Annotated in this window: 13 protein-coding genes and 1 tRNA gene; 6 read left to right on the forward strand and 8 right to left on the reverse strand. The window is 65.0% G+C overall.

Annotated elements, in window-relative coordinates:
- Positions 1-248 precede the first annotated feature (248 nt).
- From FA89_RS18610 to FA89_RS18620, 3 genes are read left to right on the forward strand one after another with little or no spacing between them, the layout of a single operon-like run.
- Complete coding sequence (locus FA89_RS18610) at positions 249-905, forward strand: TetR/AcrR family transcriptional regulator (RefSeq protein WP_036143130.1); 657 nt, start codon at positions 249-251, stop codon at positions 903-905.
- A complete protein-coding gene (locus tag FA89_RS18615; RefSeq protein ID WP_036143131.1) occupies positions 902-2,122 on the forward strand; it encodes an efflux RND transporter periplasmic adaptor subunit in 1,221 nt (406 codons plus the stop codon). The genes FA89_RS18610 and FA89_RS18615 overlap by 4 nt, the downstream gene beginning before the upstream one ends.
- Positions 2,123-2,134: 12 nt before the next feature.
- The gene (locus tag FA89_RS18620; protein WP_081916759.1) at positions 2,135-5,479 is read left to right on the forward strand and encodes a multidrug efflux RND transporter permease subunit; all 3,345 of its coding nucleotides are present in this window, start codon (positions 2,135-2,137) and stop codon (positions 5,477-5,479) included.
- A gap of 166 nt (positions 5,480-5,645) precedes the next feature.
- Here FA89_RS18620 and FA89_RS18625 read toward each other — a convergent pair whose 3' ends face one another.
- Positions 5,646-6,806 (reverse strand): acyl-CoA dehydrogenase family protein, encoded by a 1,161-nt coding sequence (locus FA89_RS18625; RefSeq protein ID WP_036143133.1) that lies wholly within the window; start codon positions 6,804-6,806, stop codon positions 5,646-5,648.
- A gap of 176 nt (positions 6,807-6,982) precedes the next feature.
- On the opposite strand from FA89_RS18625, the gene FA89_RS18630 reads away from it, so the two are divergent.
- The 3 genes from FA89_RS18630 to metH are packed head-to-tail and all read left to right on the forward strand — an operon-like array spanning position 6,983 to position 11,702.
- The gene (locus tag FA89_RS18630) at positions 6,983-7,927 is read left to right on the forward strand and encodes an ArsR/SmtB family transcription factor (RefSeq protein WP_036143135.1); all 945 of its coding nucleotides are present in this window, start codon (positions 6,983-6,985) and stop codon (positions 7,925-7,927) included.
- Positions 7,924-9,006 (forward strand): homocysteine S-methyltransferase family protein, encoded by a 1,083-nt coding sequence (locus FA89_RS18635; protein ID WP_036143137.1) that lies wholly within the window; start codon positions 7,924-7,926, stop codon positions 9,004-9,006. Before FA89_RS18630 ends, FA89_RS18635 begins: the two co-directional genes overlap by 4 nt.
- Entirely contained in the window at positions 9,003-11,702 is a 2,700-nt protein-coding gene (gene metH / locus FA89_RS18640; protein ID WP_036143138.1) for a methionine synthase, read from the forward strand. Before FA89_RS18635 ends, metH begins: the two co-directional genes overlap by 4 nt.
- 7 nt (positions 11,703-11,709) lie before the next feature.
- On the opposite strand, the gene FA89_RS18645 is transcribed toward metH, so the two are convergent.
- The 7 genes from FA89_RS18645 to FA89_RS18675 form a co-directional block, all read right to left on the reverse strand.
- Positions 11,710-12,042 (reverse strand): lipid-A-disaccharide synthase N-terminal domain-containing protein, encoded by a 333-nt coding sequence (locus tag FA89_RS18645; protein WP_036143140.1) that lies wholly within the window; start codon positions 12,040-12,042, stop codon positions 11,710-11,712.
- A gap of 100 nt (positions 12,043-12,142) precedes the next feature.
- A tRNA-Val gene (locus FA89_RS18650) sits at positions 12,143-12,217 on the reverse strand.
- A 48-nt stretch (positions 12,218-12,265) separates the two neighbouring features.
- Entirely contained in the window at positions 12,266-12,874 is a 609-nt protein-coding gene (locus FA89_RS18655; RefSeq protein ID WP_036143142.1) for a GspH/FimT family pseudopilin, read from the reverse strand.
- Positions 12,871-13,314 (reverse strand): DUF4124 domain-containing protein, encoded by a 444-nt coding sequence (locus tag FA89_RS18660; RefSeq protein WP_185754467.1) that lies wholly within the window; start codon positions 13,312-13,314, stop codon positions 12,871-12,873. The genes FA89_RS18655 and FA89_RS18660 overlap by 4 nt, the downstream gene beginning before the upstream one ends.
- On the reverse strand, positions 13,314-13,733 hold the full coding sequence (locus FA89_RS18665; RefSeq protein ID WP_036143146.1) for a type IV pilin protein: 420 nt from the start codon (positions 13,731-13,733) through the stop codon (positions 13,314-13,316). Before FA89_RS18665 ends, FA89_RS18660 begins: the two co-directional genes overlap by 1 nt.
- A gap of 2 nt (positions 13,734-13,735) precedes the next feature.
- Positions 13,736-19,204: a pilus assembly protein gene (locus FA89_RS18670; protein WP_036143148.1), complete on the reverse strand. Its 5,469-nt coding sequence runs from the start codon at positions 19,202-19,204 to the stop codon at positions 13,736-13,738.
- Between the two features lie 19 nt (positions 19,205-19,223).
- A complete protein-coding gene (locus FA89_RS18675; protein WP_036143150.1) occupies positions 19,224-19,907 on the reverse strand; it encodes a pilus assembly PilX family protein in 684 nt (227 codons plus the stop codon).
- Between the last annotated feature and the right edge of the window lies 1 nt (position 19,908).

Genomic DNA, 19,908 nt, shown 5'->3' on the forward strand with positions numbered 1-19,908 from the left:
GAAGGAAATCCGTGAAAGCATAGCGCCCACGCAGGGCATGTAGCCACACCGCAGGTTTGCCTTGGCAACGCGCTTTTTCACTGCATCGCGACATCCTGCCTGGACAGCTTTCGCTCCAGCGGGCAACGGCGCCTCATGCGGGCCAAGCTGCGACGCAGCAATTCGCCCGCGAATGGCCCGGCTGCCCGTTGACGCTGGTCCGAAGCAGATACTAAACTGGACGGTATAGTCCAGCAGGTAATCGGTCGATGTCTCACCTGGAGTTACGCCCCGCGTCGGATCATCAGCAGCGGGTGCTTCAGGCGGCGTGCGCCCTGTTCCTGCGTGACGGTTACCGGGTCAGTATGGGGGCGGTGGCTCGCGAAGCCGGCGTTTCCAAGCAGACCGTGTACGCCCATTTCGAAAACAAGGACACCCTGTTCCACGCCGCCGTTCAACAGCTCGCCCACCCCTTGCACGCGAGTCTTGCGCCTGAGAGTCGCGGTCTGGCCGACACCCTGTATGCGTTGGCACAGGCGCACCACACGTATGTGATGGACCACGAGCACGTCGCGTTGGGCCGAATGTTGATCGCCGAGGCGCCCCGTTTCCCGGCTGCCGCGAAGACCTTCTTCCGCACGGCGATCGGCACCGTCGCCGTGCGGCTGTCGCGTTGCATGGCCGAGGCCATGGACGCAGGCGGCATGCGCCGGGACGACCCGGAGGTGGCCGCCGAGCTGTTCCTGGCCATGCTTCACGGCCTGGAGGGCGACCGGCGGCTCTTCGGGATGCAGGCGCGGGGGCAGGAAGCGCAGGACGACTGGGCGCGACACGCGGTAACCGTATTTATGCACGCGTACGACATCCCCACGGATGACCGGCCGCGAAAGATCAAGAAACCTGGAATAGGAACGGAGTTTTCATGAATCCCCTGCCCCTGCGCACGTCCCTCATGGCCTTCGGCCTGACCGCGGCGCTCGCCGCCTGCCACAAGCAGGAGGCGCCCCAGCAGCCGCCTCCGCCCGAGGTGGGCGTCATCACCGCCCAGCCCCAGGATGTTCCGCTGGTCCAGGACCAGGTCGGCCGCGTCTCGGCCTTCCGCACCGCCGACGTGCGCGCCCGCGTGCCCGGCATCCTGCTGCACCGCCTTTACGACGAAGGCACCGACGTGAAGGCCGGCCAGAAGCTGTTCAAGATCGACCCGCAGCCGCTGACCGCCGAGCTCGACGCCCAGTTGGCCGCGCTCTCGTCGGCCAAGGCCGCCGCGGCCAACTACAAGGCCACGGCGGATCGCTCGCGCGGGCTGATCGGCAAGAACTACATCTCGCGCCAGGACCTGGACACGGCCGAGGCCAACGAGCGCACCGGCAACGCCTCGGTGAAGCAGGCCGAGGCCAACGTCCAGTCCGCCCGGATCAACCTCGGCTTCACCGACGTGGTCTCGCCCATCGACGGCCGCGCCGGTCGCCAGCAGGTCACCGAGGGTGCCCTGGTGGGCCAGGGCGACACCACGCTGCTGACCCAGGTCGACCAGATCGACAAGGTCTACGTCAACTTCAACATGTCCGTGGGCGACCTTGACACCATGCGCGGCGCCGCCGCCAAGGGCAATGTCACCCTGAGCGACACCGACAAGTCCACGGTCAGCATCCAGCTGCCCGACGGCAGCGACTTCGGCGAGCAGGGCACGATGGATTTCTCCTCCGCCACGGTGAACCCGCAGACCGGCACGGTCGACCTCCGCGCCTTGCTCACCAACACGGGCACGCGCCTGCTGCCGGGCCAGTTCGTGACGGTGAAGGCCAACCTGGGCAGCCTGCACAACGTCTACCTGGTGCCCCAGGCCGCCGTGCTGCGCGACGCCAACTCGGCGTACGTGCTGGTCGTGGACAAGGCCACCAGCAAGGACCAGACCGGCAAGGAACAGACCATCGACTCCGCCGCTGTCCGCCGTCCCATCCAGACCGACCGCATCGCGGGCGGCAACTGGGTGGTCACGGGTGGCCTGAAGCCGGGTGACAAGATCATCGTGCAGGGCGTGCCCAAGGCCAAGGAGAACGCGCCCGTCAAGGCGTCTCCTGCCCAGCCGGCCGCCGATCCGGCGAAGGCGGGCTCGTCCGCCGCGCCGGCCGGTCAGCAGTAAGGGAGTTCCGTCATGCCGAGTTTCTTCATCGACCGCCCCATCTTCGCGTGGGTGCTGGCGATCCTGATCAGCCTTTGTGGCACGATCTCCCTGCTCAACATGGGTATCGAGTCGTATCCCAACATCGCTCCCCCCCAGGTCACCGTCACGGCGACCTACCCGGGTGCGAGCGCGGATACGACCGAAAAAACCGTGACGCAGGTGATCGAGCAGCAGCTGACGGGTATCGACCACCTGATCTACTTCAGCTCGCAGTCCAGCTCGTCAGGCCAGGCCACGATCACGCTGACCTTCGACACCGGTACCGACCCCGACATCGCTCAGGTGCAGGTGCAGAACAAGGTGTCGCTGGCCACGCCGCGCCTGCCTTCGGAGGTGACCCAGCAGGGCGTCGTGGTGGCGAAGGCCAACCCCGACTTCCTGATGTTCATCGCGCTCACCTCGTCCAACAAGGCGATCGACAGCAACGCGCTCACCGACCTGGTGTCCTCGCGCGTGCTCGACCAGGTGGCGCGTCTGCCCGGCGTGGGTAGCACCCGCCAGCTGGGCGCCGAGTACGGCATGCGCGTCTGGCTCAATCCGGACAAGCTGCGCGGCTACGGCCTCTCCGCCACCGACCTGCGCACCGCCCTGTCGGCCCAGAACGTGCAGTTCGCCGCGGGCTCGCTGGGTACCGACCCGGCCACCAACGGCCAGGGCTTCAGTGCCACGGTGTCCGCCGAGGGCCGCTTCACTTCGGCCGAGGAGTTCTCCAACGTCATCCTGCGCGCCAACAACGACGGCACCGTGGTTCGCCTGAAGGACGTGGCGCGCGTCGAGCTGGGGCCGCAGAATTACGGCTTCGCCACCGAGTACAACGGCATCCCCACCGGTGCCTTCGGTGTGCAGCTGCTGCCCGGCGCCAACGCGCTGGACGTGGCCAACTCCGTCCGTTCCAAGATGGACGAGCTGGCCAAGAGCTTCCCGGACGGCGTGACGTGGTTCGCCCCGTACGAGTCCACCAAGTTCGTGGTGATCTCGATCGAGGAAGTGGCGCACACGCTGGTGGAGGCGATCATCCTCGTCTTCCTGGTGATGCTGATCTTCCTGCAGAACTTCCGCGCGACCATCATCCCCACGCTGGTCATCCCGGTGGCCCTGCTGGGTACGTTCATCGGCCTGGCGCCGCTGGGCTTCACCATCAACCAGCTCACCCTGTTCGGCATGGTGCTGGCCATCGGTATCGTGGTCGACGACGCCATCGTGGTCATCGAGAACGTCGAGCGCATCATGTCGGAGGAGCACCTGCCTCCGAAGGAAGCCACGCGCAAGGCGATGGGGCAGATCACCGGCGCCATCGTGGCTATCACCGTGGTGCTGGCGGCGGTGTTCATCCCGTCCGCGCTGCAGCCGGGCGCCTCGGGCATCATCTACAAGCAGTTCGCGCTGACCATCGCCGTGTCCATGGGCTTCTCGGCATTCCTCGCCGTGACCTTCACGCCGGCCCTTTGCGCCACGCTGCTCAAGCACGAACCGGAAAAGCGGAAGAACGTCGTCTACCGCAAGTTCAACCAGATGTTCGACTGGACCACGCACAAGTACGGCGGTCATATCGACTCGGCCGTGCGCCATGGTCCACGCTGGATGATCGTGTTCGTGGCCGTCGCCGTACTCACGGGCTTCCTGTATACACGGCTGCCGTCCAGCTTCGTGCCGGACGAGGACCAGGGCTATGCGCTGGCCATCGTGCAGCTGCCGCCGGGAGCCAGCCTGGCCCGCACGCAGAAGGTGCAGGAGCAGATCCGCGGCATCCTGCTGAAGAATCCGGAAGTTGAAGGCGTCTTCCAGATTTCGGGCTTCAGCTTCGTCGGCCAGGGCGAAAACGTGGGCATGGACTTCATCCGCATGAAGGACTGGTCCGATCGCGATATCACCGTGCCCGAGTTCCTGGGCAAGGCCAACGGCCAGATGCAGGGCGTGCGCGATGCCACGGTGTTCGTGGTCAACCTGCCGACCATCCGCGGCCTGTCACAGTTCGGCGGCGTGGACATGTACCTGCAGGCCCGCTCCGGCCAGGAGCGCGACGAACTGACCCAGGCGCGCAACCAGTTGCTCGGCGCCGCGGCGCAGGACAAGTCACTGGTGGGCGTGCGTCCCAACACGCTCGAGGATGCTCCGCTGCTGCAGCTGAAGGTCGACCGGACCCAGGCGCAGACCATGGGCCTGTCGGTCAGTGACATCTATACCGCCATCCAGCTCACCCTGGCGCCGGTGTACATCAACGACTTCCAGTACGGCGGACGCGTGAAGCGCGTGATGATGCAGGCCGATGCCCCGTACCGCATGGGCACGGATGCGTTCGCGCACATCTTCACGCCGAGCACGCTCGCCGCCTCCAGCGCCAGCGCCAGCGGTGCCACGAGCACCACGTCCACCGTGGCCAGCGCGTCCACCGCCACGGACAGCAGCATGATCCCGCTGTCCACCGTGGTGCATTCGGACTGGACCATGGCGGCCCCGACCCTCACCCGTTACAACGGCTACTCGGCGGTGGAAATCGTGGGCAACAATGCGCCGGGCACGTCCACCGGCCAGGCCATGAGCACGATGGAGAGCATCGTCAACGACAAGTTGGGCAAGGGCTTCGGCTTCGACTGGACCGGCACCTCCTACCAGGAAGTGCTGGCGGGTAACTCGGCCACGGCGCTGATGGTGCTGTCCATCGTCATCGTGTTCCTGTGCCTTGCCGCGCTGTACGAGAGCTGGTCGATCCCGGTGGCGGTGCTGCTGGTGGTGCCGCTGGGTCTGCTGGGCGTGGTGGTGTTCTCCATGCTGCGCGGCCTGCCGAACGACATCTTCTTCAAGATCGGCATGATCACCGTCATCGGCCTGGCCGCGAAGAACGCGATCCTGATCGTGGAATTCGCGGTGGAACAGCAGCAGGCAGGCAAGACACTGCGCGACAGCGTGGTCGAAGCCGCCCGCCTGCGACTGCGCCCCATCCTGATGACCTCCATGGCCTTCATCCTCGGCGTGCTGCCGCTGGCGATCTCCACGGGTGCGGGCGCGAATTCCCGCCATGCCATCGGTACCGGCGTGATCGGCGGCATGCTGTTCGCCACGATCCTCGGCCTGCTGCTCATCCCGGTGTTCTACACCTCGGTGCGCCGCATGCTGGGCGACAAGCTGGACGAGGTGTCGCACAACATGCCGCACGTCGGCCATGACGGCGACCACGATCCGGACGGTGGCGACCACGGCGGCAACGGTGGTGGCAAAGGCCCGAACGGCCCGACCAACCTCCACCCGCATGCCCCCAACGTCGGTGATGTCCGGGCGTTCGATTCGGACCCCCGACGCGGCACCGACCGACCGTAACCCCAGGTCGATTGCAAACGAAAAAGCCCGGCATGCCGGGCTTTTTCTTTATCCGCGGATGATCCCGTCGGCTACCTTTCCGTATCGTCCATGCATTCGTGTCGGCCACGCTTCACGTAGGAGCGCACGATGTGCGCAATGTGCGCGATCCGGAAAAGCCGAACGCTTACCGCAACCCCGTCTCCGCCCGCGCAATCACCAGCCGCTGGATCTCGCTCGTGCCCTCGTAGATCTCGGTGATCTTCGCATCGCGGAAGTACCGCTCCAGCGGCATCTCCTTCGAGTAACCCATGCCGCCATGGATCTGTACGGCCTGGTGGGTGATCCACATCGCCGATTCCGACGCCACCAGCTTGGCCATCGAGGCCTCGGTGCCGAAGCGGCCACCGTTCTTGTCGGCCTGCGCCTTGGTCCAGGCGGCCCGCAGCGTGAGCAGCAGCGAGGTGTCCAGCTTGCACTTCATGTCGGCGATCTTGGACTGGGTCATCTGGAACGTGCCGATGGGCTGGCCGAACGCCTTGCGGTCGCGCGACCACTGCAACGTGGCCTCGTAGGCGGCGCGAGAAATACCCACCGCCTGCGACGCGATGCCGATGCGGCCGGCGTCCAGCACGCCCATGGCGATACCGAAGCCCTTGCCTTCCGCACCCAGCATGTCTTCCTGCGGGCAGATGTAGTCGTGGAACTCGATCTCGCAGGTGGCCGAGGCGCGGATGCCCAGCTTCGGCTCGGTCTTGCCGGCAAGGAAGCCCGGGCGCTGGGTGTCGATGACGAACGCGGACACGCCGCGGGCGCCCATGCCCGGCGTGGTGACCGCGAACAGCACGATGTAGCGCGCCACGGGGCCGGAGGTGATCCAGCTCTTCTTGCCGTTGATGATCCAGTCGCCCTCGGCGTTCTTCACGGCGCGCGTGTGCATGTTGGAGGCGTCGGAGCCCGACTGCGGCTCCGTCAGCGCATAGGCGCCGATGGCCTCGCCCGAGGCGATGGCGCGCACGTACTTCTGCTTCTGTTCTTCCGTACCGTTCTTCAGGATGCCGTTGCAGAACAGCGAATTGTTCACCGACATGATCGTGGAGGTGGCGGCGTCGGCCGCGGCAATCTCCACCATGGCGAGCACGTAGGACACCGGGTCCATGCCCGCGCCGCCGTATTCCTCCGGCACCTCGATACCCATCAGGCCCAGCTGGCCCATCTCCCGGATGTTCTCCAGCGGGAACTCACCCTTGGCGTCCAGTTCGGCCGCAACGGGAACGATGCGCTTCTGGGCGAAGTCGCGGGCAATGGCCTGGATCGACAGCTGGTCGTCGGTAAAGCGAAAATCCATGGGGGTTCCTCGCGCCGGCCTTCACGGGCGGCAGATCGTGGGGGTGGAGGTGGTAATCCGGTCATTCTAACGGTCGTTCGAGCACATGCCGCCCTGCACTGCAGCATGTGGTCTTGACGCTGGCCGGGTCGGGCCCCATTCTTAGGCATCTTTCTATCGCGATATAAGGATGCAGGATGGACCTGTCGACGGCCTCCACGGTGCTGCGACTGCTGGCCGACCCGACGCGCGTCCGCCTGCTCGCCCTGCTGGACCGCGAGGAACTGACGGTGGCCGAACTGGCCGCGGTGCTGCACCTGGCCCAGCCACGCGTGTCCACGCACCTGGCCAAGCTGAAAGAAGCCGAGCTGGTGCGCGATCGCCGTGCCGGCGTCTCGGCCTACTACCGCGCCAACGCCGAAGCCGACCCCACCCTGGCGGCGCTCGTTGCCTCGTTGCGCGACACCCTGAGCGACGCCCTGCTGCGCGAAGACGCGGAACGACTGCCCGCCGTGCTGGCGCAGCGCGCGCGTGCCGAAGGCTGGGCCGATACCGTGGCCGGCGACATGGAGCGCCATTACTCGCCCGGGCGCACCTGGGAAACCCTGGCCCGCTCGCTGCTGCAGCTGCTGGCCACCGGCGACGTGCTGGACATCGCCTCCGGTGACGGCGTCACGGCGGAGTTGCTGGCCCCTCACGCCCATTCCATCGTGTGCGTCGACAGCTCCGACCGCGTGGTGGAGGCGGCGCGCCAGCGCCTGAGCACGTTCGGCAACGTGGACGTACGCACCGGCGACATGCACGCGCTGGACCTGACCGACGAGCATTTCGACCTGGCCCTGCTGCTGCACGCCCTCACCTATTCCGAACGCCCCGACGCGGTATTCGCGGAAGTGACCCGTGTGCTCAAGCCCGGCGGGCGCGTGCTGGCCTCCACGCTGGGCGAGCACGATCACCGCGCCGTGGTGGAGCCGTTCGACCACCGCAACCTGGGCTTCACCTGCGAATCGCTCACCGCGCTGGCCCTCGGTGCCGGCCTGGAAGTGGTCAGCTGCGAGCGCCTGAGCCGCGAGCGCCGCGCGCCGCATTTCGAAGTCATCAGCCTGCTCGCCCGCAAGCCCGATACCCGGAGAACCGCATGAGCGCCCTACCCTGGCTGCACCCCGACCGCGTCGCCCTGATCCACAAGGGGCTGGCCGAACGCATCATGATCCTCGACGGTGGCATGGGCACCATGCTGCAGGGCCATCGGCTGGACGAAGCGGGCTATCGCGGCGACCGCTTCGCCGGCGGCCTGGACAGCGCACATACGCACCACCATGACCACCCCGGCGAGTGCGACCTGAAGGGCAACAACGACCTGCTGTTGCTGACCCAGCCGGAAATCATCCGCGGCGTGCACATGGCTTACCTGGAGGCCGGTGCGGACTTCGTCGAGACCAACACGTTCAACGCCACGCGGGTCAGCCAGGCCGATTACCACCTCGAGCACCTCGTGCCGGAACTGAACCGCGAGGGCGCCCGCATCGCCCGCGAAGCCTGCGAAGCCATGACCGCGCGCACCCCGGACCGGCCGCGCTTCGTCATCGGCGTGCTCGGCCCCACCAGCCGCACGGCGTCCATCTCGCCGGACGTGAACGACCCGGGCTTCCGTAACATCGACTTCGATTCGCTCAAGGCGAATTACGTCGAGGCCGCGCGCGCACTGATCGAAGGCGGCGCCGACACCATCATGGTCGAGACCATCTTCGATACGCTGAATGCGAAAGCCGCGCTGTTCGCCCTGAGCGAACTGTTCGACGAGCTGGGCGCCCGCCTGCCCGTGATGATCTCCGGCACCATCACCGACCGCTCCGGCCGCACGCTGTCGGGGCAGACCGCGGAGGCGTTCTTCTATTCGGTGGAACACATCCAGCCGCTGTCGGTGGGCCTCAATTGCGCGCTGGGCGCGGAAGACCTGCGCCCGCACGTGCAGATGCTGTCGCGCATCGCCGGCAGCGCCATCAGCACGCATCCCAACGCAGGACTTCCCAATGCCTTCGGTGAGTACGACGAAAGTCCCGAAGCCATGGCCGAGACCATCCGCGGCTTTGCCGAGGAAGGCCTGATCAACATCGTGGGCGGCTGTTGCGGCACCACGCCGGCGCATATCGCCGCCATCGCCGCCGCGGTCGCGCCTTACCCGCCGCGCCAGACCAGGGACATCGCGCAAGCCGCATGAGCATCCGATACACCCGCCTCTCCGGCCTCGAGCCGCTGGTCCTCACCCCGGACCTGAACTTCATCAATGTCGGTGAACGGACCAACGTCACCGGCTCGGCGCAGTTCCGCAAACTGATCAAGGAAGGCCGCTACGAAGAAGCGGTGGACGTCGCGCGCCAGCAGGTGGAAAACGGCGCGCAGATCATCGACATCAACATGGACGAGGGCCTGATCGATTCCGAGGCGGCGATGACGCGCTTCGTCAACCTGATCTCGTCCGAGCCCGACATCGCACGCGTGCCGATCATGGTCGACTCCTCCAAGTGGAGCGTGATCGAAGCCGGCCTGCGCTGCATGCAGGGCAAGGGCATCGTCAACTCCATCTCGATGAAGGAAGGCGAGGCACCGTTCCTGAAGCAAGCACGCAAGGTGCGCCAGTACGGCGCGGCGGTGGTCGTGATGGCCTTCGACGAGGTGGGCCAGGCCGACACGAAAGAGCGCAAGGTAGAGATCTGCTCGCGCGCGTTCGAGCTGCTGGTGAACGAGGTGAACTTCCCGCCGGAAGACATCATCTTCGATCCCAATATCTTCGCGATCGCCACGGGCATCGAGGAACACAACAACTACGCCGTGGACTTCATCGAGGCCACGCGCGAACTGAAACGGCGGTTCCCGTCGTCGCACATCTCCGGCGGCGTGTCCAACGTGTCGTTCTCGTTCCGCGGCAACAACCCGGTGCGTGAGGCGATCCACTCCGTGTTCCTGTACCACGCCATCGCGGCGGGCATGGACATGGGCATCGTCAATGCCGGCGGTTTGTCCATCTACGACGACCTGCCCGAGGAACTGCGCGAGCGTGTCGAGGACGTGGTGCTCAACCGCCGCGACGACGCCACCGAGCGCCTGCTGGAAGTGGCCGACCGCTACAAGGGCGGCAAGGCCGAGGCCGTGGTGGAAACCGCGGCATGGCGCGAGAAACCCGTGATCGAGCGCCTCACCCATGCCTTGGTGCACGGCATCGACCAGTACGTGGTGGAAGACACCGAAGAGGCCCGCCAGCTGTCCACGCGTCCGCTCGACGTCATCGAGGGCCCGCTGATGACCGGCATGAACGTGGTCGGCGACCTGTTCGGCGCGGGCAAGATGTTCCTGCCGCAGGTGGTCAAGTCCGCGCGCGTGATGAAGCGCGCCGTGGCCCACCTGATTCCCTTCATCGAGGAAGAGAAGAAGCTCTCCGGCAACGTCACCAGGAACAACGGCAAGATCATCATGGCGACGGTCAAGGGCGATGTGCACGACATCGGCAAGAACATCGTCGGCGTGGTGCTCCAGTGCAACAACTTCGAGGTGATCGACCTCGGCGTGATGGTGCCGACGCAGAAGATCCTAGACGTGGCGCGCGCCGAGAACGCCGACATCATCGGCCTGTCCGGCCTCATCACGCCCTCGCTGGAAGAGATGAGCCAGGTCGCCCGCGAAATGCAGCGACAGGATTTCCACGTGCCGCTGATGATCGGCGGTGCGACCACCTCGCGCGCGCATACGGCGCTGCGGATCGAGCCGCACTACAAGTCGCCCACGGTATGGGTGAAGGACGCCTCGCGCGCCGTCGGCGTGGCGCAGTCGCTGGTCAGCAAGGACCTGGTCGACGACTTCATGCTGAAGGTGCGCGCGGAGTATGCCGAGGTGCGCGAGCGTCACAAGGGCCGTGGCACCGGCAAGCAGCTGGTGCCGCTGACCAAGGCACGGGCGCAGCGTTACCAGGGCGACTGGGCCGCGTATACGCCACCCGAGCCGCGTCAACCCGGCATCACGGTGTTCGACGATTACGACCTGGCGGAACTGCGCCGCTACGTCGACTGGTCGCCCTTCTTCAACGCCTGGGAGCTGGCCGGTAAATTCCCGGCGATCCTCACCGACGAGGTGGTCGGCACGCAGGCCTCGGAGCTGTATGCCGACGCGCAGGCCATGCTGGACCGGCTGATCGCGGAGAAGTGGCTGACCGCCAAGGGCGTGATCGGCTTCTGGCCCGCGGCCCAGGTAGGCGACAGCATCGAGGTGTACGCCGAGCCCGGCACGGGCAAGCGCAAGCCGATGGCCATGTTGCACCACCTGCGTCAGCAGGTGGACAAGCCCGTGGAGCGGCCGGACTTCTGCCTGGCCGACTTCATCGCGCCGAAGGACAGCGGCGTGCAGGACTGGGTGGGTGGCTTCGCGGTCACCGCAGGCATCGGCATCGATGAACACGTGGCGCGCTTCGAGGCAGACCACGACGATTATTCGTCGATCCTGCTCAAGGCCCTGGCCGACCGCCTGGCCGAGGCGTTCGCCGAGCGCCTGCACGAGCGGGTCCGCAAGGAGTTCTGGGGCTACCAGCCGCAGGAGTCGCTGGACAACGATTCGCTGATCGCCGAGGCCTATCGCGGCATCCGTCCGGCGCCGGGCTATCCCGCCTGCCCCGAGCACAGCGAGAAGCGCACCCTGTTCGACCTGCTCGATGCCACCACGCACACCACGGTGCAGCTCACCGACAACTTCGCCATGTACCCCACGGCGGCGGTATCCGGCTGGTATTTCTCGCACCCGGACAGCCAGTATTTCGTGGTGGGCCGCATGACCCGCGAACAGGTGGACGACTATGCCCGCCGCAAGGGCTGGGAGCGGACCGAAGCCGAGCGCTGGCTGGCCCCCTATCTGGACTACGACCCGGACTGAGCCGGGATCAGGTTTCTTCCGGACCGCCCGGCTTGACCTCTTCCTTCGCGTTGCGATGCTTCAGGTGCGCGAACACGTTGTAGAACGACACCAGCATCGGGAAGGCGGTCTGGATGATGCCCACCGAATCGTTCTTGCCCCAGATGAAATACGCCAGGGTAAGGACGCTGCCGCAGACCGAGAGGTACCAGAACGACATCGGTACGGTCACCTGCTTGTTCTTCTTCGTGGCATAGAACTGCACGAACCAACGCGCGGTGAACAGGATGGTGCCAAGGAGGCCGATCAGCTTCCAGGGCGTCAGGGTCAGCATGTAAAGGTCGGCGAGCGCTTGGTGCATGGCGGTATCCAGGGGCGGCGACCGGCGCATTGTACCGGCGGGGAGCGGAGGGGTGACCAAAAGAAAACCCGGCGCTAGGCCGGGTTTTCAGGGTATCGAGTGGTGGGCGGTACAAGGATCGAACTTGTGACACCTGCCGTGTGAAGGCAGTGCTCTACCGCTGAGCTAACCGCCCATCGAGCGCGAAAGTATAGGTGGAGCGCCAGCCGCCGTCAACGAGTACTCAGCTGGTCGTGCACAGGGCCTGCGCAGCCGTCGCGCTGGTCGCCGTACCCAGCGGCGCGGCGCCGCTCCGGCCGCCGGTCTGCAGGCTGAGCACACGACCGGGGGCCCTGGGCGTACTGGCCCCCACCGCGGCGCTGCCCGTCTTGGCGCAGATCAGGAACGCCACCGCATTCGTGATCGCCGTGCCGCGCGCATCGAACGTCACGATCGCTGCCGACCCAGTGGACTGGGTACGTATCGACACGTTCGAGGCACCCTGGGACACGCGCAAAAGCTCATCCGTCGATTTGTAGGCGGTAGCGGCGGCGGCCGTCGTATAGATCAACCAGCCGTTGTCGAACGACGCGCTGGTCAGGCAGGTGGGGGTGGCGCTGGACGCATTGGCGCTGGGACACACCGACACCATGACATTGCGGCTGATCGCCGTGGACCGGGCAAGGCGCAGGGCACCGATCATTTCGTTGGTCTGCGAAGCGATCGCATTGCGTTTGATGAAGTCCGAGAACGCAGGCACGGCCAGGGAAGCGAGGATGGCGAGGATGGCCACGGTCACCATCAGCTCCAGCAGGGAGAAACCACGCTGCGCCTGACCCGGTGAGGTATTCATTTCGCGGCCCCGCAATAGGTACGTACATCCGCTTCGGCGGATGCGCGAGCGGTGGCGATGTCGGCGGGGCTCATGCGCCGTGCCCTGGTCACGTCGGCCCCATCGACCACCATCGCACTGCCCTGGAGCGTGACCAGGTTGGCCTTCGCCTTGCTGCAGTTGCGGTCGACAGCTGCCGCCTCGGCCTTGTCCAGCGCCGTGGTGTCACCCGAGACGTGTGTGGATGACGCGGTTGCCGGCGTGGACCCCGGCGACAACGGCACGCGACCGTCGACCGTGACCCGACTGGCCTTGCCGCCCGGCGGCGGGGTGTCGCTGTAGTGCGTGGCGCCCGAGGCATCTTTCCAGCGGTAGTAAGGCTGGCCGGATTGGGCGTGTGCGCCAGCGGAAGCGAACAGCGCTACGCACAGCCACCAGGCGATGGCGATCCTGCGTCCCATCAGCGTCCCCAGCACGCGGTGTCGTTGGCCGTGGTACCCGTCGAACCTTGCACGCCGGTATTGGACAAGGTCAACGTCTGGCATTGCTTGTCCGAGGTGGCCTGCTGGCCTGCCGCCGTCGCCCTGGCGACGAAGGCGGTCGACGAGGCACTGGCGATGTCGATGGTGTAGTTCGGACCCGCCATCGTTGGCGTGGCGTTGATGTCGTTCAACTGGGAGGTGTAGGCGTTCTTGCCGTAGAACACCTGCTCCTCGCGCGCCGCGATATCCACCAGCGTGCGTTGCGCATCCACGCGGTTGGAGCGCACCACGTATTTCCGATACGACGGAATCGCCACCGCCATGAGGATGGCGACAATCAGCAGCACGATGGCCAGCTCGATGAGGGTAAAACCGGCCGTTCGACGATTCTCACGCATGATCATTTCCCGAGGGGTTCGCGCCAGGAGGCTTCGCCGCTGGTCACCGGCTTCAATGTAGCGACATCCTTGCAGAGGATCGCGCCGGTGGACGTCTGGGTGCAAGCCGTGACTTTCTTGGATCCGGACGCGGCACTGGTGTCATCACCTGTATGCAGGCTGGGCGGTGCCGGCAGGCCCGCGCCCAGGACGCTACTCACGGCGACGGCACCATTGGACGTACTCGAACCGAAGAACGCGTTCGGATCACCCGTGCCGGTCTGATAGTTCTGGCCATACAGCACCGAGGCGCCCAGGCCCGTGCAAATGGACGTGCCGGGCGTGTAGGCCGCGGTGAGCAGCAGACCACCCAGCAGGGACTGGGCGCTGACGACGCGCTCGGAAGGGTTGGTCCCGTTGGTCGTCAGGTTGCGGTACCAGCCGGCCACCCCCTTGCTGTCGAACGCCGCAGCCAGGCCAGCGAAGGTCGTGACGCCGGTAAAGCTCGCACTGGTCGGCGCATTGGTGACCTTGCTCACGCCCAGCGTATCCGGCGGGAAGACGTTGACGTTAGTGACGTCGACAAGGTTGCTCATGCTGATCGTGGCGCTGTATTGCGGGTCGTTCGCCGGCAGCAACGATGTGTCGATCAGGCCGAATATCCGCTGCTGCGCCGTTGTGGCCTTGTCGGAGCTGTTGTACAGGCGTCCCGTACCGAAGTAGACCATCGGCGCGCCACGGGTATTGCGCCCGAGGGTCGGTCGGACCGTCACCGGCATGCCGTTCGGGGCGATGGACGCTACCGTCAGGTCGAGCATCTGCCCGCCCGTCCAGGCCGCCACGGAAGGATTCGCGCCGACCGCGATGCGCCAGAAGTGGCCGCCGTAATCCGCACTGGAGCCGGTGCCGAGAACGCTACCGAAATAGATCGCTTCCGCTTTTCCGTCCAGGTTGAAGTCGGATGCGATCAGGTCGCCGGCAAAGCTGTTCTGCCCCGCGGACGACGAACCGAAATCGAGTACGCGCACCGGCGCCGGCGCCGTGGTTGCACCGACGAAACTGGCGAGGTCATAGATCGAGACACGCAGGTTCTGGTTCGATGCCACCTTGCGAGGATCGGTCGGGCCGGAGCCCACGGCGAGGAAGAACTTGTTCGGTGTGCCCGACGCCGCATCACGCACGACAGCCACCGCGGGTACGGACAGCGCGTAGGTACCCGGCAACGTGATCTCCCCGAGCAGCGTGGGGGGTACTTCGGGATTGGTCACGTCCATCAGCACGTAGGCCGAGTCGGAGGTGACGTTGTTGGACGGGCCCGAGGTGGCGGTGTCCACCGTGATGCTGCCGCCACCCAGGCGGAACGGAACCAGCAGCAGCGTTCCCCAGCCACCCACGTGCGTGGTATCGGCAGCAAAGATCTTCGCGTCGAAGGCCAGGGGCGCACCGTCGACGTAATACGTGTGCTTGTAGCTGGGATCGGTGAGCCAACGCAGGTGTGCCAGGAGATTCTTGGGCACATACGCCCACAGTTCCGCACCCAGCGGTTGAGCGACAGACGTGACGGTAACTGCACCCGTCGCATTGGGCGTGTCCTTGGTGCACACCGCGTTGGTCGGCTGCAGGGTGAAACGCTGACAGCTCGCGTTATAGAAGCCCGCATTGAACGCGTGCAGCATGCCGTCGTTCGCGCCGACGTAGACCACCTGCCGGCGGTCGCGATATGCCGTGCGGAACGACGCATAGCTGGAGTCGTTATAAAGCAAGTCGTACGACTCGGCCGGCGCACTTACCGGCAACGGCGACGAGTTGACGATATCGCCAAGTCGCAGCACCCGCCCGATGAGACCGGGCGTGCTGTCGAAATCGACGGTGCGATTACGCAGCCCTGTGATCTCCTGGCCACGGATCCAGTTGACGATGTTGGCCGCTTCCGTCGTCGAGTCGGTGTTGAGGTAACGGTAATTGGACGCATTGATGCCGTCGGCACCGGTACTCCATACGAAGGGACGAATCTCGCTCGGCTGGACGATGCCATCGCCGTTGTCGTCGACCCACGTAAAGATGTAGCGCCCGCCCGTGTTGGTCCAGACCGTGCTGTAGGGACGCTGTGCGTTGGACATGAGCGGATCCCACAACTGCTGGCGCGCATTCCACAGCGTTTTCAGGTCGGCGAGTTCCACCGTCACCGGGGTGCCCGCCGTGTACTTCGTGGGATCAGGATTCGACGTGAACGTTCGCGTCGCGACCGTCCGACCACTACCTGCCTGGTACGAGAACTGCACCACCGGGTCGGTCGCATAGTTGTCGAGCTGATTGTTACCGTTGAAGTCCTCACGCAACAGACCTGCTGCGTCGGTCCAGAGGGCACCGAGCGAACCGGCCCACGTGGCGCGATCGCCCGAGGTATCCGTGCGCTCGGCCTCGTAGAACGCCTGATACGTCACGCCCACGCCGTTCGCACTGGCGGCGACCGTCGCCGCCGCAGTACCTGACGATATCTTCGCCAGGATCTTGCGGAACAACGTGTCCAGTGACGTTTCCAGCTTGCCCGGATCGGTCACCAGGAAGTAGTTGTCCGGCGTACCCTTGACCGTGGTCGACCACTTCGAGATATCGGCGGGATTGCTGTCGTTCACCGGTGTATCGGTGCCGTCGGGCTTGTTCGTGTCGGCGCGGAAACCACCCCACTTGGCGGCGTACAGGAGCGGATCGGACAAGGTGCCGGCGTTACTCGAACCCACCGCGTAGATCGCCGTGGTCGCGGCATCGCTCACCACGCAACCGTTACAGCCGCCCGAGGCATTGATACGACCGGTGCCATTCAGGCGCACACCGGCGGCGTTGTAGATATCGGGCGAGGTGGGATCCGAATAATTGAAACTGTAGATGCCCGAATGGAAATGCGGGCCATCCTTGGTCGTGCCGTTGATGACATAACCGAAGCCCTGCCCGTTATTGGTCGAGGCGGATACCGGCTTGGTCGTGATCTTCACCTGCGTCGAGGTGATCTCGTAGCTGATGATGCCCCACATATCCTGGTCGTAGTCGCCGCCGGCGAAGCTGTCCTCCCAGTCGGCGTAGAACGAGCCCCGGGCCGTGGTCCCGTCGTTGGTCTGGGAGAGTATCTTGAAGTCCACCAGCGCACCGCCACCGACGCCCGTAGGCAGGGTCAGGCGATAAGAGGGAATGATGGTCACGAACTGGTTCTTCGTACCGGGTACCGCGATCCGGATCTGCGGGGTGTTCGTGGCCAGCTGTACGCCAAAGGTGGTCACCTTGAGCGAAGTTCGATCTTCGGTGGGAACGATGACGTTGCCGCCGGAGTCGTTACCGAGGTCGCGGATGCGCATGACGTGTGCGCCGTAAGCAGCGCCGGCCAGGAGGTAACCACCCTTGAGCGCAGGCACCTCGGGGCAGATGCCCTGGGCCGCGGAAAGGTTGGCGATGACCTTGGCCGAGCAAAGATTCGCGTCGGTACCCGCGTAGGTACTGCTGGAATTGCCGACGAACCAGCTGTTGCCGTTGATGCCTTCGCCTACCCCGACCAGGTCCGTCCACGTCTGCACGGTTTTTCCGGACGTCAGATCCGAGAAACCGTCAACGGCGTCGGTGTCGTAGCTCAGCGAGCTTGCATTGAAATTGATGATGTTCAGCGGGGCACAGAAATTGGCCGCGCTGATCGGGTCGCTCCATGTCGTGACGACACTCAGGCCCAGCGTCGCGTCTTCACCCGACGTGTTCTGTTTGAAGGCCGCGTTGGGCGTCTTGCCTGCCAGGTAGCGCAACGTCTCGATGTAACTTTCGGCCATGGGGTTGCCCCACGACGAGCAATTGCCCTCGCTGACCAGCGTTCCGCTTGCGTTGCCCGTGGTGATGCCGGTGCGCTGATAGGTACACCCGTTACCGGTACCGTAGTTGTCACCGGACAGGTAGGCATAGCCATAAATACGCAGGGCATTGATATTGGAGATGATGCCGTTCGCCCCGGCGATCATGCGTCCCGTCTTCGCGTCGATTTCATTGCTGATGAAATCGCCGTCGTTCTGGCCGGGACCCGGAAGCGCCGCCCTCACCACGCCACCCGACGCGTTGTGATCGAAGGTGGGCGTCACCAGGCCGAACTTGATGTTGCCCGTCTCGGCGTATTTCTGCAGCAGGCCGATCGGCTTGTACGGATTGGAGGGCGACGAGTTGTCGGGATACTGCTTGCAGTTCTCCGCGCCGATCTGCCCCGAGAGGCATACCTGCACGCGCGCGATAAGCTCGTCCCAATCCGTCCCCTGCGTCCCGTTGGCCTTGGTCGGATTCTCGGCCGCGGAGCCCAGTCCCGAGAAAGCGGCGCGATTGCCGTTGCTCAGGAAACCGTCGCCGAAGCTGCCCTGCGAATTGCTCTTCTCTTCCGCCCAAAGGCACTGCAGGCTCTCGTTGGATGCCCACAAAGCGTAGTTGCCCGTCTGCACGCGAATCAGTGGCGGCGCGGTATTGGTCTGCGAGCGATTGGTCGATGTGCCCTGCACCGTGGTATTGCAGATGGAAAGACCCGTACGGGTGAGGTTGGTGATCGTCCAGTTGCTGTAGCTCTTGAGCTGCGTTATGCAGGAGGGCACATCGGTGCACGACATGTTGAAGAACATGCCATCCTGGAGGCGCAGCTCGACGCGATTGGTCGGGGCGCCCGAGTAGCCGCTCGTATTCAGATAACGAACAGGTGCAATCAGCGTCGCGGGATTGCCGCTGCTGTTGTTGGCGGTGATCTGGATCTGGTCGCCGACCTGCACCCTGAGCGAGCTCTGCACGCGCTGAAGCCTCAGCAAGCGGTACGTGGTGCTGTTTTCAGTGAAGGACACATCGTCGTAATAGTAGCTGGCGCTCGCCAGGCTCGCCGAAGGCGCCGTCGACGATGGCGAGTACGGCGTCAACTTGCCGATATCCGACCCGTTGTAGTACTTCGCAAACGAGTGCGCGTCCGTCGGCAGATAGGCACGTTCCAGCACGGTCGTGGCATCGTCCTGCGAGCGGAGGCCGCCGTACAGGATCTTGCGGACCTCATCCATGCGCGTCATGGTCGCCCAGTTGAGGAAGTTACCGGACCACAGGTTGCTGTTGCAGTAATGATTCGTCGTATCGATCACCGCCGCCTTCGGCACGAAGTATCCGGACGACGATGAATAGCCATAGCACTTCGTCGAATCGAAATAACCGACATAACCAAAGGTCGTCGTATACGTCGTCTCGGGCGGGCCATCGCCTGTCAGGTCGGTGAAGTCGTTGTACGCCTTGTAGAAAAGCTGGTGGTCACGCGATAAGTTCAGCATGACCAGCGGTGCCGCACCCGCGATACCCAGCGGAGGATCGATCGCGTACGCCGCCGCGCGCTGTGCGGCGCTGGAGATAGCTGACGCACGCGCAGCGGGATTCAGGCCAAGACAACTCGCGGTGACCGCGAGGAGCACCAGGAGCAGCCGCGCTGCAGGGAAGCGAGAAGAAGTCATTCTGGATTTCCCTGTCACGTCAGTTGCGGATCTGCTGGTGGTACTGCGTGTGCGTCGTATCCACGCCATTGCCGGGCACGGTGGCGACACTGCGGACTTCGAAAAGCAGCTCCGCGCCACCACCGGCGGAGCCGATACCCAGGCCGCGATAGCCCGCTGCCTGGGCACCGCCCGCTCCCTCGGCCAGCACCGAGCCGTCCGGAACGATGGTGATCGTCGAGGAGATATTCGCCGAGCACGATGTGCTGGAGGGATCGCATACGGCAATGACCATGTCCGGATGCCATGTCGCCGGGTCGTACACGGTTTCTGCCGGCATGCCCTTGCAGTCCGCCTGCAGCGTTCCGTAGAACAACGACACCGCTCCGGCGCAATCGGTCTGGAGCGAGGCCTTCATCTTCGAATAAAGGGAGGGAGCGAGCTGCGTGGAAAACGTGAAATCCGAATCCGGTACGGTGCCGTTAAAGGCGGTGGGCCAACCTCGTTCGAAGACATGCTGATCGAACAGCGTGATGGGCACGCTGCGCAAGGCTTCCGAGGCCTCGAACGCTGCCTCATGCCGTGCCGAGTTCGTCACCAGCTTCATTTCCGTGAGCGTGCCGCGCATGGCCATCACCGCGACGACCGACAGCACCAGCAAAAACACCATGCCGACGAAGAGCGCTATACCGCGCTGGCGACGGGCCGTGAAAGACTGCCTCATG

It is taken from the genome of Luteibacter sp. 9135 (genome assembly GCF_000745005.1).
Lineage (GTDB): Bacteria > Pseudomonadota > Gammaproteobacteria > Xanthomonadales > Rhodanobacteraceae > Luteibacter.

What these genes read in the sequence shown, in the direction of transcription:
- FA89_RS18610 (WP_036143130.1), top strand. Translation starts at nt 249, where the DNA reads ATGTCTCACCTGGAGTTACGCCCCGCGTCGGATCATCAGCAGCGGGTG.
- FA89_RS18615 (WP_036143131.1), top strand. Translation starts at nt 902, where the DNA reads ATGAATCCCCTGCCCCTGCGCACGTCCCTCATGGCCTTCGGCCTGACC.
- FA89_RS18620 (WP_081916759.1), top strand. Translation starts at nt 2,135, where the DNA reads ATGCCGAGTTTCTTCATCGACCGCCCCATCTTCGCGTGGGTGCTGGCG.
- FA89_RS18625 (WP_036143133.1), bottom strand. Translation starts at nt 6,806, where the DNA reads ATGGATTTTCGCTTTACCGACGACCAGCTGTCGATCCAGGCCATTGCC.
- FA89_RS18630 (WP_036143135.1), top strand. Translation starts at nt 6,983, where the DNA reads ATGGACCTGTCGACGGCCTCCACGGTGCTGCGACTGCTGGCCGACCCG.
- FA89_RS18635 (WP_036143137.1), top strand. Translation starts at nt 7,924, where the DNA reads ATGAGCGCCCTACCCTGGCTGCACCCCGACCGCGTCGCCCTGATCCAC.
- metH (WP_036143138.1), top strand. Translation starts at nt 9,003, where the DNA reads ATGAGCATCCGATACACCCGCCTCTCCGGCCTCGAGCCGCTGGTCCTC.
- FA89_RS18645 (WP_036143140.1), bottom strand. Translation starts at nt 12,042, where the DNA reads ATGCACCAAGCGCTCGCCGACCTTTACATGCTGACCCTGACGCCCTGG.
- FA89_RS18655 (WP_036143142.1), bottom strand. Translation starts at nt 12,874, where the DNA reads ATGAATACCTCACCGGGTCAGGCGCAGCGTGGTTTCTCCCTGCTGGAG.
- FA89_RS18660 (WP_185754467.1), bottom strand. Translation starts at nt 13,314, where the DNA reads ATGGGACGCAGGATCGCCATCGCCTGGTGGCTGTGCGTAGCGCTGTTC.
- FA89_RS18665 (WP_036143146.1), bottom strand. Translation starts at nt 13,733, where the DNA reads ATGCGTGAGAATCGTCGAACGGCCGGTTTTACCCTCATCGAGCTGGCC.
- FA89_RS18670 (WP_036143148.1), bottom strand. Translation starts at nt 19,204, where the DNA reads ATGACTTCTTCTCGCTTCCCTGCAGCGCGGCTGCTCCTGGTGCTCCTC.
- FA89_RS18675 (WP_036143150.1), bottom strand. Translation starts at nt 19,907, where the DNA reads ATGAGGCAGTCTTTCACGGCCCGTCGCCAGCGCGGTATAGCGCTCTTC.